Source organism: Flavobacterium sp. FlaQc-48, from assembly GCF_044007335.1.
GTDB lineage: Bacteria > Bacteroidota > Bacteroidia > Flavobacteriales > Flavobacteriaceae > Flavobacterium.
Map to the genome: position 1 here is coordinate 90,012 of NZ_JBIPCR010000009.1, position 14,163 is coordinate 104,174.

7 protein-coding genes are annotated in these 14,163 nt (G+C 37.7%); all 7 read right to left on the bottom strand.

Annotation, left to right across the window (positions count from 1 at the left end):
* Nucleotides 1-238: 238 nt before the first annotated feature.
* Nucleotides 239-1,756, bottom strand: coding sequence for a RagB/SusD family nutrient uptake outer membrane protein (locus tag ACHRWY_RS15390; RefSeq protein WP_395355829.1), 1,518 nt, complete (start codon nt 1,754-1,756; stop codon nt 239-241).
* 101 nt (nt 1,757-1,857) lie between these two features.
* Nucleotides 1,858-4,860, bottom strand: a complete 3,003-nt coding sequence (locus tag ACHRWY_RS15395) for a SusC/RagA family TonB-linked outer membrane protein (protein ID WP_395355830.1) — start codon at nt 4,858-4,860, stop codon at nt 1,858-1,860.
* Between the two features lie 213 nt (nt 4,861-5,073).
* Nucleotides 5,074-9,165 (bottom strand): two-component regulator propeller domain-containing protein, encoded by a 4,092-nt coding sequence (locus ACHRWY_RS15400; RefSeq protein ID WP_395355831.1) that lies wholly within the window; start codon nt 9,163-9,165, stop codon nt 5,074-5,076.
* 291 nt (nt 9,166-9,456) lie between these two features.
* The gene (locus ACHRWY_RS15405; RefSeq protein WP_395355832.1) at nt 9,457-11,091 is read right to left on the bottom strand and encodes a hypothetical protein; all 1,635 of its coding nucleotides are present in this window, start codon (nt 11,089-11,091) and stop codon (nt 9,457-9,459) included.
* Between the two features lie 255 nt (nt 11,092-11,346).
* Entirely contained in the window at nt 11,347-12,531 is a 1,185-nt protein-coding gene (uxuA, locus tag ACHRWY_RS15410) for a mannonate dehydratase (protein WP_395355833.1), read from the bottom strand.
* A gap of 30 nt (nt 12,532-12,561) precedes the next feature.
* On the bottom strand, nt 12,562-13,374 hold the full coding sequence (locus ACHRWY_RS15415) for an SDR family oxidoreductase (RefSeq protein WP_395355835.1): 813 nt from the start codon (nt 13,372-13,374) through the stop codon (nt 12,562-12,564).
* A 104-nt stretch (nt 13,375-13,478) separates the two neighbouring features.
* Nucleotides 13,479-14,162, bottom strand: a complete 684-nt coding sequence (locus tag ACHRWY_RS15420) for a bifunctional 4-hydroxy-2-oxoglutarate aldolase/2-dehydro-3-deoxy-phosphogluconate aldolase (RefSeq protein ID WP_395355836.1) — start codon at nt 14,160-14,162, stop codon at nt 13,479-13,481.
* Nucleotide 14,163 lies beyond the last annotated feature (1 nt).

Genomic DNA, 14,163 nt, shown 5'->3' on the forward strand with positions numbered 1-14,163 from the left:
AACGGAATCTAAATTTCGCAGGGCATAATTTTAAACACAGAGAAACATAGTTTTCAGGAGTATTTAAAAAGGCGTTTCACTTGCACAAACACACATAGCTCTGTGTGAGAAAGTAGTTTCTTTTTATTCTCTTTTTTTAATTTCTAAATATGAAATCTATGTTTCTATGTGTTTAAATTTTTTCACGGTGATTGAGCAGATTTTTGAGTCTAATAATCCAACAATCTAAAAATCTATTTTAATACCCGGGATTGTTCGGTTTTAAGTTAGGATTGATTGCTAACTCTGTTCCTGGTAACGGAAATAAATAATCCTTATTTGGATCAAAATTGGCGTGTGGCTCCAGACCATTCGGACCAAATACCTCCGGACCATTTTTCAGCCTTTTGATGTCGTACCATCTTACATATTCAAAAGCCAGTTCTAATCTTCTTTCGTCAATAACCATTTTTCTAAAATCAGCTTTCGATAATCCAGGCGTAACATTCGCAGGAAAAGAAACGAGTTTTCCGGCTTTATTTCTGGCTCTGGCACGAACCCTGTTAACATATCCGTCAGCTTCTGTAGTTCCCGGAGTAATTTCGTTTAAGGCTTCGGCGGCTGTTAGCAATACTTCGGCAAAACGCATGGTGATATAATTGTGCTGAGATGTTCTTCCGTTAGCACCTGCTTTTCCCGGAAAACGGAAATATTTAGCAATATGCGGACGTGGGGCTTTTTCATTATCGCTCGAAGGAAAAATTTGTAAAGCACCGCCCGGACCTGTCTTCTTTCTGATAATCGTATCAAAACTTACTGCTCTTCTGTAATCTCTCTGATCCCAGGTATTGAACACTTTTAATGACGGAACCGCCACTGAGAATCCTTGCCCGTAACTGTAACTGTCATCTTTTAAAGATCCTGTAAAAAATGCGGTATAATCCTGACCGTAATTTCCTGAAACCAGGTTGTTAAAATCGATAGTAAACAAAGGTTCTTTTAAGGCAGCCGTTTTGGTAGCGTTAAACAAATCCTGAAAATCAGCATCTAAGCCTAAACCAAATTTGGCTTCGTTTGTAATGACATATTTTGATTCGTCATACGCTTTTTGGTAATTTCCTAAAGTCAGATAAACCGATGCCAGATACCCCGCTGCTGTACCTTTTCCGGGAACTGCTTTTACTTTTGGTTTATCTTCTAGCCATTGTTTTGCAAATTCTAAGTCGGCAATGATTTTTGGGTATACATCAGCTTCTTTCATTCTGCTTAAAGAATTGACTTGTGAAACATCGTTTACCACAAAATCAACATACGGAATATCTCCAAATATCCGAACCAAATGGTAGTAAGCAAAAGCTCTTGCAAAGTAGGCCTGAGCTACGATAGCGTTTATTTTGGCAGGATCTCCCGGTGTTTTTTTTGCTCCGGCAATGGCCTGATTGGCTGCTGTAATGATGATATACGATTGTGGCCAGAAGTTCGCAACAAGTGCATTGGTATCGTTCATACTCATGTCATTCACATCGATACGGGCTGCCTGAGTGGTCCGGTCACCAATATCGGCCATATCATCGCGTAACATAAGTGCGATTGTAAATTCTCTTCCCCAATAATTATTATGGGCAATGTTGGCAAAAGCTCCATTTACAGCGGCCTGCAGGTCATCTGTATTGTTGAAGAAGTTTTCAGGGCGAATAACGCCTACCGGATGTTCTTCTAAATCGGAACATCCAAAAGCAAATATTCCCAGGAACAGAAAAGCTATATATTTTTTCATGTGTAGTTACTATTTAATTTTTATTAGAACATGGAATCGCCATTTTTAATTCTGTTTTAAATCTGGAATCCTGGCGGTTTCATAACTTTATTTTTTTTAAACTAGAATTTTAAATTGAAACCAAAAGTAAAAGTTCTCACATTGGGGTAACTTCCGTAATCCAAACCTAAATTGGTATTACTTCTGGCATTGGTATCGTTTAAGTAATTTACCTCAGGATCAGATCCCGGATAGTGGGTAATGGTCCATAAGTTTTGTGCACTGATGTAGAAACGAACCTTGCTCAATCCCATTTTTGAAACCACTTTATCGTCTAAACTATACCCGATAGCCACGTTTTTTAAACGAATGTAACTCGCATCATAAACAAACCTTGACGTCACTCTTTTTGTTCTTGCTGCATTTACAGGCACATTGGTATCTGTATGAGTTGGTGTCCAGGCATCCAGAACTTCTGTTGTGGCATTGTTGTTTCCTGAAGCCAGTTCCATTAAAGTATAATTTAAGATCTGATTGCCTTCTGAACCCTGAAAGAAGATATTGAAATCCAGATTTTTATAAGTGAAATCATTGTTTAATCCGAAGATGAAATCGGGATTCGGGTTTCCGATGATTGTTTTGTCATTCGAATCTAATTTCCCGTCACCGTTGACATCTTTGAATTTTTCTCCACCTGCAATCGTTTCAAAATTTCCTGGCAAAACGGCTTCTCCCTGCTGAATTACACCATCGTAAACAAACCCGAAGAAAGAACCCACCGGCTGACCCACTCTTAAAATCTGAGAATCTGTGGCAAGGAAATGGCCAGGCGTAGAGTTAATTAAGAGATCTTTGTTGTCAGCCAGTTTCAACACCTTGTTCTTGTTTGAAGAAATATTAAAACTTGTTGACCAGGTAAAATCTGAACCACTAAAGTTTTTCGAATTAATACCCAATTCCCAGCCTTTATTTTCTAATTCCCCAACATTTTGAAGCTGTGAAGCAATTCCGGAAACTCCCGGTAGAGGCCTGTTGAACAACAGATCTTTGGTAATGGTTTTGTAATAATCTGCCGTAAGACTGATTCTGTTATCAAACAAACCTAAATCAATTCCATAGTCCTGTTGGTATGAGGTTTCCCATTTTAAATTGGGATTATCCAATGAAGTCAACTGAACCGCATTTACAATTACATCCCCACTGACGTCATAAACTTCGGAAAATCGGGATAAAGTAGAGTAGGCATCAATTGATGGGTTTCCGGTTGCTCCATAACTGGCCCTTAATTTAAGATTAGAAATGGTTTTGTTCTCTTTTAAGAAGTTTTCTTTACTGATATTCCATCCAACTGCACCGGAAGGGAAAGTTCCGTATTTGTAGTTTTTACTAAAGCTTGACGAACCGTCGCGACGTGCTGTAAACGTAAATAAATATTTATCATCGTAATCAAAATTTAACCTTCCGAAAGCAGAAATTAATTCAGTTTCTGATAAGCTCGATTCTGGTTTTAGGTAAACGGTTCCGGCACCCAGATTATGAAACGAATTGGTATTGGTCAAAAAGCCTCTTGAAGCGGCATAAGCACGTTCGTTTCTGTTTTTTTGATAGGAGTACCCTCCCAAAACGGTTAAAATTCCCTTTTCGATAATCTCACGTTTAAAAGTCAAATAATTCTCTGAAAGGATAGAAGAAAATCGGGTATTGGTTACAGAAGCTTCTCCTTTAATATTTTTTCCTGCAATTAAAGTAGACGGGATATACCTTCCGGTTTGGGAATTATTTTCAGTTAACCCTAAAGTTGTTTTAAAGTTTAGATCTTTAGTGAATTGATAGGAGGCAAAGAAATTGCTTCGGTTTACGATTGAAATTGTTTCCAGAATGTTTTCCATCGCTGTTGCATAGGGATTATCGATATCGTCTCCAATTGGAGCGGTTGTCGTATAAGATCCGTCGGCATTGTAAATTCCTTTATCCGGCATAAAACGGTACGCAGCTGCAATTACACCTGCAGCACCAGTTCCTCCGGCGCCAGTCTGGCTGATAATTCCCTGTTTGTTTTGTTTGCTTTGAAATAAATTCAGCCCCACTTTAAACTTGTCTGATAGATCAGCTTCAAGGTTGCTTACAATAGTGTATTTGTCTATTCCCGAATTGATTACCACTCCGTTTTGATTGAAATAGTTTCCCGATACATAATATCTGATTTTATCAGAACCTCCTGAAAAGGATAATTGTGAATTCGAAATCATTCCTTCACGATAAATTACATCCTGCCAGTCTGTGTTAGCTCCGCCCGAAGTATGCGTAGTAAAACTTTTTCGGTAGGCGACAAACTGATCCCCGTCTAATAAATCCAGTTTGTTGTTTACGGATTGTACAGAGGTTGAGTTACTGAATTCAATCACCGGCTTTCCTGGTTTTCCTTTTTTGGTGGTTACCATAATAACCCCGTTTGAACCTCTTGAACCATAGATAGCTGTTGCCGAAGCATCTTTTAAAACTTCGATAGAAGCAATATCCTGAGGTGCCGGCATGGAGGCCCCTGCAAAACCATCGACTACAATAAGCGCATCTCCGCTGGCGTTGATTGAGGTTCCTCCACGAACTCTGATTTTTACGGGGGCACCCGGTTCACCACCATTGTTGGATTGTACCGAAACCCCTGCTGCACGACCTTGTAAAGCCTGTTCTGCACTTAAGGTAGGATAAGCGGTTAATTCTTTTGCGGTTACAGATGATACTGATCCTGTGATGTCGCTCTTTTTGCGGGTTCCGTAACCTACCACAATTACTTCGTCCAGGTTTTTGGTATCCGGTTTCAGGCTCACATTTACGACAGTTTTATTTCCTAACGGAATTTCGACAGTTTGATAGCCTACATAATTGAAAACCAAGACAGCATTTTTTTCTGAAACGATTACACTATAGTTTCCATCCATGTCTGCAGATCCTCCAACCGAAGAGCCCTTGATATAAACATTGGCACCGGGGAGCCCCATTAAGTCTTCGCTGGAAGTGACCCTTCCGGTGACTTTTCTCTCCTGTGCATTTACAACAATATTTACCAGTAAAAAGGTTATCAGCAAACACCATTTAAGCGATTTAAAATTTTGGTTTGTAAACATTCATTTTGGTTTTAGGTTAATGTTAGATAAAATAAAAAAGCAATAAACTCATTCCTATTATGAGCAGCATGAATAGAATTTGCAGTAGTATGAATTTTGTTTTCTTGCTTTTCATAATGACAAATGTATGCGGGACGAAGGATATAGAAATACAAAAAAGGGTATCTAAAAATACAGATACCCTTTTTTTAAGCGTTTAAAATCACGAATTCCTTAAAATGCAACAGAAGATTTAAAAAATTTATCTGCAAACTGCGTGGGCGTTTCCCCGTATTTTTTTTGGAAGCATTTGCTAAAGTATTTCGGATTATTGAAACCTACTTTATAACTGATTTCGGAAACGTTTAATTTGTTTTGTTCTAATAATTGAGCGGCACGTTTTAATCGTATTTCATGAATGAATTCGTTTGGCGTATAATTCGTCCATGCTTTTATTTTTAAAAATAACATGGTACGGCTGACACCCAATTCAGTACAGAAAAACGGAATATCAAATTGTTCGTTTGAAATATTTTCTTCTACAATTTTGAAGGCTTTTTTTAATAGTTCTTCGTCTAAAGAAGATACTGTTATTTCTGATGGATTGAAACTGTCTTCACTTGAAAATTTGTTTTTTAAACGTTCAGTTGAATTCAGCAGGTTTTTAACCCGGAGTTTAAATTCGATTAAATTAAAAGGTTTGCTGATATAATCATCGGCACCACTTTCCAGCCCTTCGAATTTATACACTAACGAACTTCTGGAGGTTAACAGGATAACCGGAATATGACTTGTTTTTAAATTTTCTTTAATTTTAGAACAAAGTTCTGTTCCTACCATTTCCGGCATGATTACGTCGCTGATAATCAGATTTGGCATGTGCTGCAATGCTTTTTCAAAAGCTACTTTTCCGTTTTCAGCTTCAATAATATTGTAATCTTCCCTGAGAAGGTTTTTCATGAATGATCGCAGTACTTTGTGATCTTCGACGATCAGAATGGTTTGTTTTTCTTCGTTTACTACAAAATCACCAATATCGTCCGGTTCTGTTATTTCGGCTGTTTCCAGTTGAGCTGTGTACTGGCCGATATCGTCACTAATTTTAAAATCAGTAATAATTTCATGGTCCAGAAGATGGGCTCTGCCTAACGGAAGCGTCACTTTAAAAACAACGCCCTGAGTTTCTTTATTGGTTACCTCAATGTTTCCTTTGTGGAGTTTTACAATATTTTTTACAATCGAAAGCCCAATTCCGGTTCCTTTATTATAGTTTTTCTGAACGTTGTTGTGCATTGGGACTTCAAAAAACAAATCGAAAATTTTGTCAATATGCTCAGGGGCAATTCCAACACCTGAATCTTCCACTGCTATAAAAAGATTCTCGTTGTCATGCGATATTTTAAGATGGATGTTTCCTCCTTTTGGGGTGTATCGAAATGCATTTGAAATTAAATTATAAAATACACGCTCTAATTTATAACGATCAAAATATACCGGAATTTCTTCTTCAGTAGATTCAAAAGTATAATTGTAACCGCCGTCTTTGGCATATTCGATAAAAGATAAAAAGATCTCTCTGGTAAATTTCACGATGTTTCCTTCGGCAGATTCCAGCGTAACCTGATGATTTTCGAGTTTTCTGAAATCCATTAAACGGTTAATCAGGCTCAAAAGATGATTGGCACTTCCTTCTATTACCAATAACTTTTTGTACATTTCGTTTGTTCCGTTATAATTGGCTAATATTTGTTGCAAAGGCCCTAAAATCAAGGTTAAAGGTGTTCTGAATTCGTGCGAAATATTGGTAAAGAAATCCAGTTTGGCCAGATTGTTTTCTTCAATTCGTTTAGATTCCAGATATTCCAGTTCCAGTTTTTGTTTCAGTCTCGCTTTCGATTTCATGATCCAGATCAAACCATATACTCCCAGACCAATTACGATTCCGTACAATAAAAATGCCCAGATACTGCGCCACGGAGCAGGTTTTACGATAACAATAAGCGTAGTGGGAACTTTATTCCAGATACCGTCATTATTCGACCCTTTTACTTCAAAGGTGTAGGTTCCCGGATTTTGGATGGCAAAAATAGCTTCGGTACTTTTGGTTGTTGTCCAGTTGTTTTCCAGCCCGACCAGACGGTAACTGTATTCATTGTTTTTAGATCTAATATAATTTGGGATTGCAAAATCTATAGAGAAATTGGCTTTGTCATAATCCAGTGTAATGGTTTTGGTATAACCGATACCTTTTTCTAAAATGCCAATAGAATCATTAGGATGAATGGTTTCATTTTTGATTTTTAAGTTGGTAATTAAAACTTGCGGGGCATATCGGTTTAAAGAGATTTTCTTCGCATCGAAGAAAGTAACTCCGGACGGACTTCCGAAATAGAATTTATTGGAATCCAGTTTCAAAGCCGAATTATCATTGAATTCATTACTCGTTAAACCGTCTTTTTGATCGTAAATAACAACGGTTTGTAATGTGGTACTGTATTTTATAATACCCTGATTGGTGCTAATCCATAAATTCTTGTTATCATCTTCTAAAATAGAATGTATCGAAGTGATCACCGTGTTTCCTGTTTTTAACTTGATTTTATTGAATTTTTTTCCATCAAAATAATGCAAACCCTTTGCTTTTGTGCCTACCCAGATTTTATGCTCACTGTCCTGGAACAAAGTCAGAATATCATCTCCTGATACTGATGCTGAATCAAAAAAGTAGTGTTTTATAGAATAATTATGAGGTGTAAAATGGTATAACGGAATATAATTCAGTCCGTTTTGAGTACCTACCCAAACGCCTTTTTTTTGATCGACTAAAATTGTTCTGACTATATTATTAGTGAGATAATTGGGTTTGTCGATGTTATTTCCGATCACTTCAAAAGTTTTGGAAATGGTATTGTATCGTATTAAACCTTTACCAAAAGTACCAATCCATAAAATATCATTTCCTTCTGCTTTGATCGAATACACACCGGATTCTTTTAGTAGTGTGTTTAATTCGGCTGATATTCTATCATCTTCAATCTTTTTCGAATTGATATTGTAAGCCGATAATCCTTTGGAGAAAGTTCCAATCCATAAAATAGTATTGGAAAGGCACATCGATTTAATATCGTTTTTGACAGTCTGTCCGTTTTTACTGTTGATGTAGCTTGTTGTCCCTGTATTTTTATTGTAAGTCGTAATTCCGCCGCCTTCAGTTCCAAAATAGATAGTATTGTTTTTATCAGCAATAATCGAACTTACGACATCAAAACTCATCGGAATTTTTTTAGAATTCTGATTGTAATTGGAGAAATTCACATTTGAAATATCCCAAATATTAACGCCTTTATAATAACAGCCAATCCAGACAGAGCCTTTTCGATCCATAAAAACCGACTTTACTTTGTCGATTCCGTTGCTGTTGTTGTTATTATTTATTTTCTGAATGCTTTTATCTTTTCCTAAAATGTAAATTCCATCATAAGCCCCGATCCATAAAGAACCCTGTTTGTCAATGGCCAGAGAACGAATATCAGTATTGATTTCGCGGTAGCTGGCATCAGGTAAAAAAGAAACGAAGGCATTTGATGTTTTATCGAATTTCAAAAGTCCTTTGTTTTTTGTTCCCACCCATAAATTGCCCAAATCATCTTCGGTAATGACCTGAACATTTAACTGATCAACAGGATTTAACAGGTAATTTTTAAAGGTATATTTCCCGTTTTTTCGGCTCGTAAGCAGGCACAAGCCTTTTGTCGTTCCTATCCAGATTTCTCCTTTTCTGGTTTTTAAAATAGTAATAATATTATTGCTCGGCACCGTTGTTGGATCAGTATCCGAATGAAAAAACGATGTAAATTGACCTGTTTTTTTATTGTAAACCGTCAATCCTTTTGATGTTCCAAACCACATTTCCGGGCCAATTTCTTTAATTGACCAAATGGCATTGCTGCTTATCGTATGATTGGTTTTGGTATGCAAATATCGGGTAAAAGTGTTTTTTACCGGATCATAACAATTAAGTCCGTTGTACGTTCCAACCCAGATTTTACCTGTATTATCTTCTTCAATCGATAAAATGTCATTGTTGCTAATCGAATGTTTGTTGGTAACGTCATTTCTGAAAATCGTGAATTTACTTCCGTCATATTTGTTAAGTCCGTCGCGCGTACCAAACCACATCTGCCCAAACTTATCCTGATGAATGGCAATGACAGAACTCTGTGAAAGCCCGTCTGTAGTCGAGATATTTTTTAGGCGGTATTTATTTTGGGAAAATATATTTCCGGAAATAAACAATAAAATGAAAAGAGCTATTTTGTATTTCATAGCGGTTTTTTTTAAGGGGCAAAGTGACAAAGGTTCAAAGGAACAAAGTTTATTTTAGCCACGGATTCACGAATTTTTTCTAATATATGGAGCGCAATCATTCGTGAAATTGTGGCTTTTTTTGACACATAGAAACATAGATTTTTCTTTGTTACGTTCCAAAAAGCTATGTTGCGAGGTGTTTAAATAGTATTTCTTCAAGTGCTTTAATCCGTTGGAAAATGATTTCGACAAAAGAGCAGACATAAAGATTGCAACTTAAAAAAATTACGACTTCGCGCCTTTACGAGATTATTTCTTCAAACGTTTCTTTAATTGATAATCATAAAGCGATGGCACTTTGTCCATTGGTGTATTTAAGAATTCAATATAAGCATCAGGTTCGTACTTTACTTCGAATTTGGTATTACCGTTTACACCAATAATCCTGGCAAAAGGCCCGTCTTTCATGCCGAATAATAAAACCGGTTTAGCATCCGGATTCTCAACCTGAACATTCAGATTCCAAAACGTACTGAATGGTCCGTGTGACGGTTTCCAATACTCAGCGCCGCCACCGCCAAATAACAAATAATTGTTGTTTTTATCCGGAGATATATGAACCGTAATACGATCAAATAAATTTTGATGATTGGCTCCTGAATGCTGGTCTAAAAGAGGATCTGCAAAAATTTCACAATCCTGATATACATTTTTAGTCGCAAAGGTGTTGAAACTTAAAGGATGCACTGTTTTGTTGTAGATTTTAAGGTTCTTAACCAATACGTTATGTACGCCGCCCAAAGTCACCGTGTAATGTGCCATGTGTGTGCCATCGGTTACGATGTCCTGAACGGTTACATTAGAAATTTCTTCGGCTAAAATGCCGCTATCAGCATTGGTGATTTTGACATCTTTGACCCAACTATTAAAAAGACGTGTTAAAAAAATGCCATTATTGCCGGGTTCAACGTGATGTGCAACTCTTGGAATATCCGGAAATGTAAAACGTAAATGTTCGATTCCAACTTCATCTAAATGTTTCCATTCGACCAATTGTGCCTGATAACCAGGTTTGATCGAAATAGTCAAAGGTGTTTTGATTGTTATTTTAGAGCCTGAAATTTTAGTGATTTCAACTTGTTGTCGTACGATAGGAAGTTTTGGGAATTTCCAGTGATGCGAACCCGGTCTTACATTCGCGCCTTTATATAAGTCTTTAATGATTTCGCCATTTTCACCGTCTTTATTGAACAACTCCAATTCGACAATATCACCTGCTTTTAATCCTTTTACCTCTGAAACCGTTAAGATATGTTCGCCCATGTTTCCGAAACTCACTTTGGCCAAAGGATTTGGACTAGGTTCGTATTTGTCCAGATAGGACTTTACCCGTTCATTAGGAACTTGCGTCCAGATAAACCCGCCGGACCACGCATATTGCGAAAAAGGTAAATCGATGTTGTTTTCGGGTTCGCGTTGTCTTTTATCAAACGTGGTTAAATATTCCCTGAGCTCTGCCAAAGATTCAGGATCTTTGAGGTACATCATGGGCCTTGGAAAATAAATTTCGGTACCATTTTCATCGGTACCTGTACCACGAAGTACAAAATTGCTTCTTTCGATGTATACAATTTCACTTAGAATTACACGTCCGGCAGGCAATTGTAAAATGACATTTCCTTCAACTGCATTTGCTGCTTTTACTGCTTTTAATAGTGCTTTAGAATCGTCTACACCATCATTGGCTTTTACGCCGTAATCTGTTGCGTTAATAATTTTTCCCTGAACTTCCGGAATATTGGTTTCTCCAAAGTGATACCCGGCATAACTAAAATCAGGCAGATAATTTGCTCTTGAGTCCGTGAGTATTTTAGGTGTTTGCTGCCCCATAACAATACTACTTGCAAAAAGGCTGCAACAAATCAGGATGGTTTGGGTATTCATAGCTGTGGTTATTTGGTTCGTTAGTTTTGGTTTGCCGCAAAGGCGCAAAAGCGTGAAGTTTTTGTTTCACGCATTTTTTTATTTTCATTTCTGTCATCCTGACGAAGGAAGGATCACACAAGAATCTCCGCAAAGAATCTTGTTAGTCTTTTCGTCGGGATGACAAAATTGTGTTTCAATCTTTTTGTTTCTGCTATCTCGCGGGAGCCAAACAGAATAAAAAAACTTTGCACCTCGCAACTTTGCGGGAGTATCTTATAAAGATTTTTTTATTCCCATTTCAAGCCCTCTTAATTCAGCCAAGCCTCTTAAACGCCCAATGGCTGAATATCCGGGATTGGTCTTTTTATTCAGATCGTCCAGCATTTGGTGCCCATGGTCCGGGCGCATTGGCAATTCACTGTTATTTCTTTTTTCGACTTCGATAATCGCTTTTACCACTTCGTACATATCAACATCACCTTCGAGATGATTGGCTTCGTAAAAACTTCCTTCTTCGTCTCTTTGCGTACTTCTTAAGTGAATAAAATTCATTTTGTCTCCATGGCGTCTTACGATTCCGGCCAGATCATTATCGGCTCTCACGCCGTATGAACCGGTACACATCGTGAATCCGTTTGATTTGGATTCGGCTGCCGCCATTAATTCCACTAAATCTTCCTCAGTGCTGACCACTCGGGGCAATCCTAAAATAGGGTAGGGCGGATCGTCAGGATGAATCGCCATCAAAACCCCTTTACTTTCCGCAACGGGAATAATTTCCTTTAAAAAGAAGAACAAATTTTGTTTTAATGCCGTTCTGTCAATGTGGTTGTAACCGCTTAAAGTAACCATAAAATCTTCTACAGAATAGGCTTCTTCAGCTCCCGGAAGCCCTGCCAGAATATTTTGCTGTAGTTTGACCTTATCAGCGTCTGTCATGGCTTCAAAGTATGTTTTTGCTTTCTGAATTTGTGCTGCTGAATATTCATTTTCTGCTCCCGGTCTTTTTAAGATATACAATTCAAAAGCCGCAAAAGCATTGATATCAAAGCGTAAGGCTTTAGAGCCGTCAGTTACTTCATACGATAAATCAGTTCTGGACCAGTCTAAAACCGGCATGAAATTATAGCAAATGCATTTGATGCCGCATAAGGCTAAATTTCGAATACTTTCTTTATAATTTTCAATGTACTGAAGATAATTTCCGGTTTGTTTTTTAATGTCTTCATGAACCGGAATACTTTCAACTACGGACCATGTTAAACCGGAAGCCCCTTTTTTAGGATCGCCGTCTTCGTGTTCAATTTCAACTTTTCGTTTGATAATCTCTTCAATTTCCCATACTTGCCCGTTTGGGATATGGTGTAATGCTGTAACAATTCCGGTAGCGCCGGTTTGTTTGATATTTTGTAAAGAAACCGGATCATTTGGTCCGAACCATCTTAACGTTTGTTCCATTTTTGATTTATTTTATTGATGATGATTGTTTTAGATACTTGTTGCGGCAAATCCTCCGTCTACCTTTAAAATGGTGCCTGTAACAAATTTTGACATGTCGCTGCATAAAAATAAAAGGGCTCCGTCAATATCTTCAGGTTTTCCAAATCTTCCCATGGGGGTGTGTTCGATGATTTTTTCACCTCTTGGGGTTAATTTTCCTTCCGGAGTCAGCAATAGTGCTTTATTTTGTTCTCCGATAAAAAATCCGGGGGAAATAGCATTGACACGAATTCCTTCGCCATATTTTGAAGCGAGTTCAACTGACATCCATTTTGTGAAATTATCGATTGCTGCTTTTGAAGCCGAATACCCCACAACTCTTGTTAAAGGCCTTTGTGCAGATGCGGATGAGATATTGATGATGTTTCCTTGTTTTTGTTTGGCAAAAAGTGCCGAAAATACTTGTGTAGGCAACATCGTACCAATGATATTAAGATCGACTACTTTTTGTAAATCGTCTACTTTCATATCATAAATGGCCTGATCGGGCTGAATCGTTGCACCCGGCATGTTTCCGCCCGCTGCATTGATTAGGATATCAAGGCGACCGTATTTTTCTACGATAAAATCCTTCGCTTTTTCGAGTTCTTCCTGGTTTAAAACATTCGCCTGAATGGCAAAAGCCTGTCCGCCATTGCTTTTTATAGTTTCTACTGTTTTATTGGCTTTTTCAATCGATTGAGAAACGATTCCCGTGATAACGCCTTGTTTCGCCAAAACGTTTGCAAAGTTACTTCCCAATACACCGGCACCACCCGTAATTAAAGCAATTTTTCCTTTTAGGTTAAATATTGAATCCATATAAAATTTTATGATTTTTATGATTTGTTTCGAATACACAGAAAAGTGTTTTAAAGAATCAGGGAATACTTTGCTGTGTATCTGAAAGAATGTTGAGGCAGAATTTAGGGCCTTCTTAAAGTTTCTATTATTTCCAGCGTTTTTCTGGTTTCATTTTCTATTACGTCATAATCTTGTTCATCCATGCGTTTTTTGCTAATCAGTTTGCTTCCCAGTCCAACGGCAGAAGCGCCGGCAGAAAACCAGCTTTGAATACTGGCATGTGTCGCTTCAACACCCCCGGTTGTCATGAAAACCAATGCAGGAAAAATATCTTTGATGCTGCTTAAAAATTCCGTACCTAATATGTTTCCCGGAAAAAGTTTTACCAGTTTGATTCCCGCATTTTCAGCTGCTATAATTTCGGTTGGAGTCATGCAGCCCGGTGCATACAGGACATCTTTGCTTTTTAAGAACGCAGCTACTTCAGGAACAAAACCCGGACTGATCATAAAATCGGCACCGGCAATTTGAAAATCTTTTGCCTGTTCTAAGTTTTTAATAGTTCCGATACCTAACAGCATTTCAGGTAATTCTGTATTTCGAACCGCAACCATTTTAGAAAAGTTTGACAAGGCTTCCGGACCTCTGTTAGTGTATTCTACTGCTCTGATCCCTGCTTTGTACAATGCTCTCAGAACATCTAAACTAACCGTTTCTTCTGATGCGAAATACAGCGGAAGGATTCCTTGTTCTGAAATAACCTCAATGGTGTTTTGAATCGTACTCCTTTGTTGAATTGTGCTCATG

Excerpts from the sequence above, each read along its gene's own strand:
- ACHRWY_RS15390 (WP_395355829.1), bottom strand. The coding sequence starts at position 1,756 with ATGAAAAAATATATAGCTTTTCTGTTCCTGGGAATATTTGCTTTTGGA.
- ACHRWY_RS15395 (WP_395355830.1), bottom strand. The coding sequence starts at position 4,860 with ATGTTTACAAACCAAAATTTTAAATCGCTTAAATGGTGTTTGCTGATA.
- ACHRWY_RS15400 (WP_395355831.1), bottom strand. The coding sequence starts at position 9,165 with ATGAAATACAAAATAGCTCTTTTCATTTTATTGTTTATTTCCGGAAAT.
- ACHRWY_RS15405 (WP_395355832.1), bottom strand. The coding sequence starts at position 11,091 with ATGAATACCCAAACCATCCTGATTTGTTGCAGCCTTTTTGCAAGTAGT.
- uxuA (WP_395355833.1), bottom strand. The coding sequence starts at position 12,531 with ATGGAACAAACGTTAAGATGGTTCGGACCAAATGATCCGGTTTCTTTA.
- ACHRWY_RS15415 (WP_395355835.1), bottom strand. The coding sequence starts at position 13,374 with ATGGATTCAATATTTAACCTAAAAGGAAAAATTGCTTTAATTACGGGT.
- ACHRWY_RS15420 (WP_395355836.1), bottom strand. The coding sequence starts at position 14,162 with ATGAGCACAATTCAACAAAGGAGTACGATTCAAAACACCATTGAGGTT.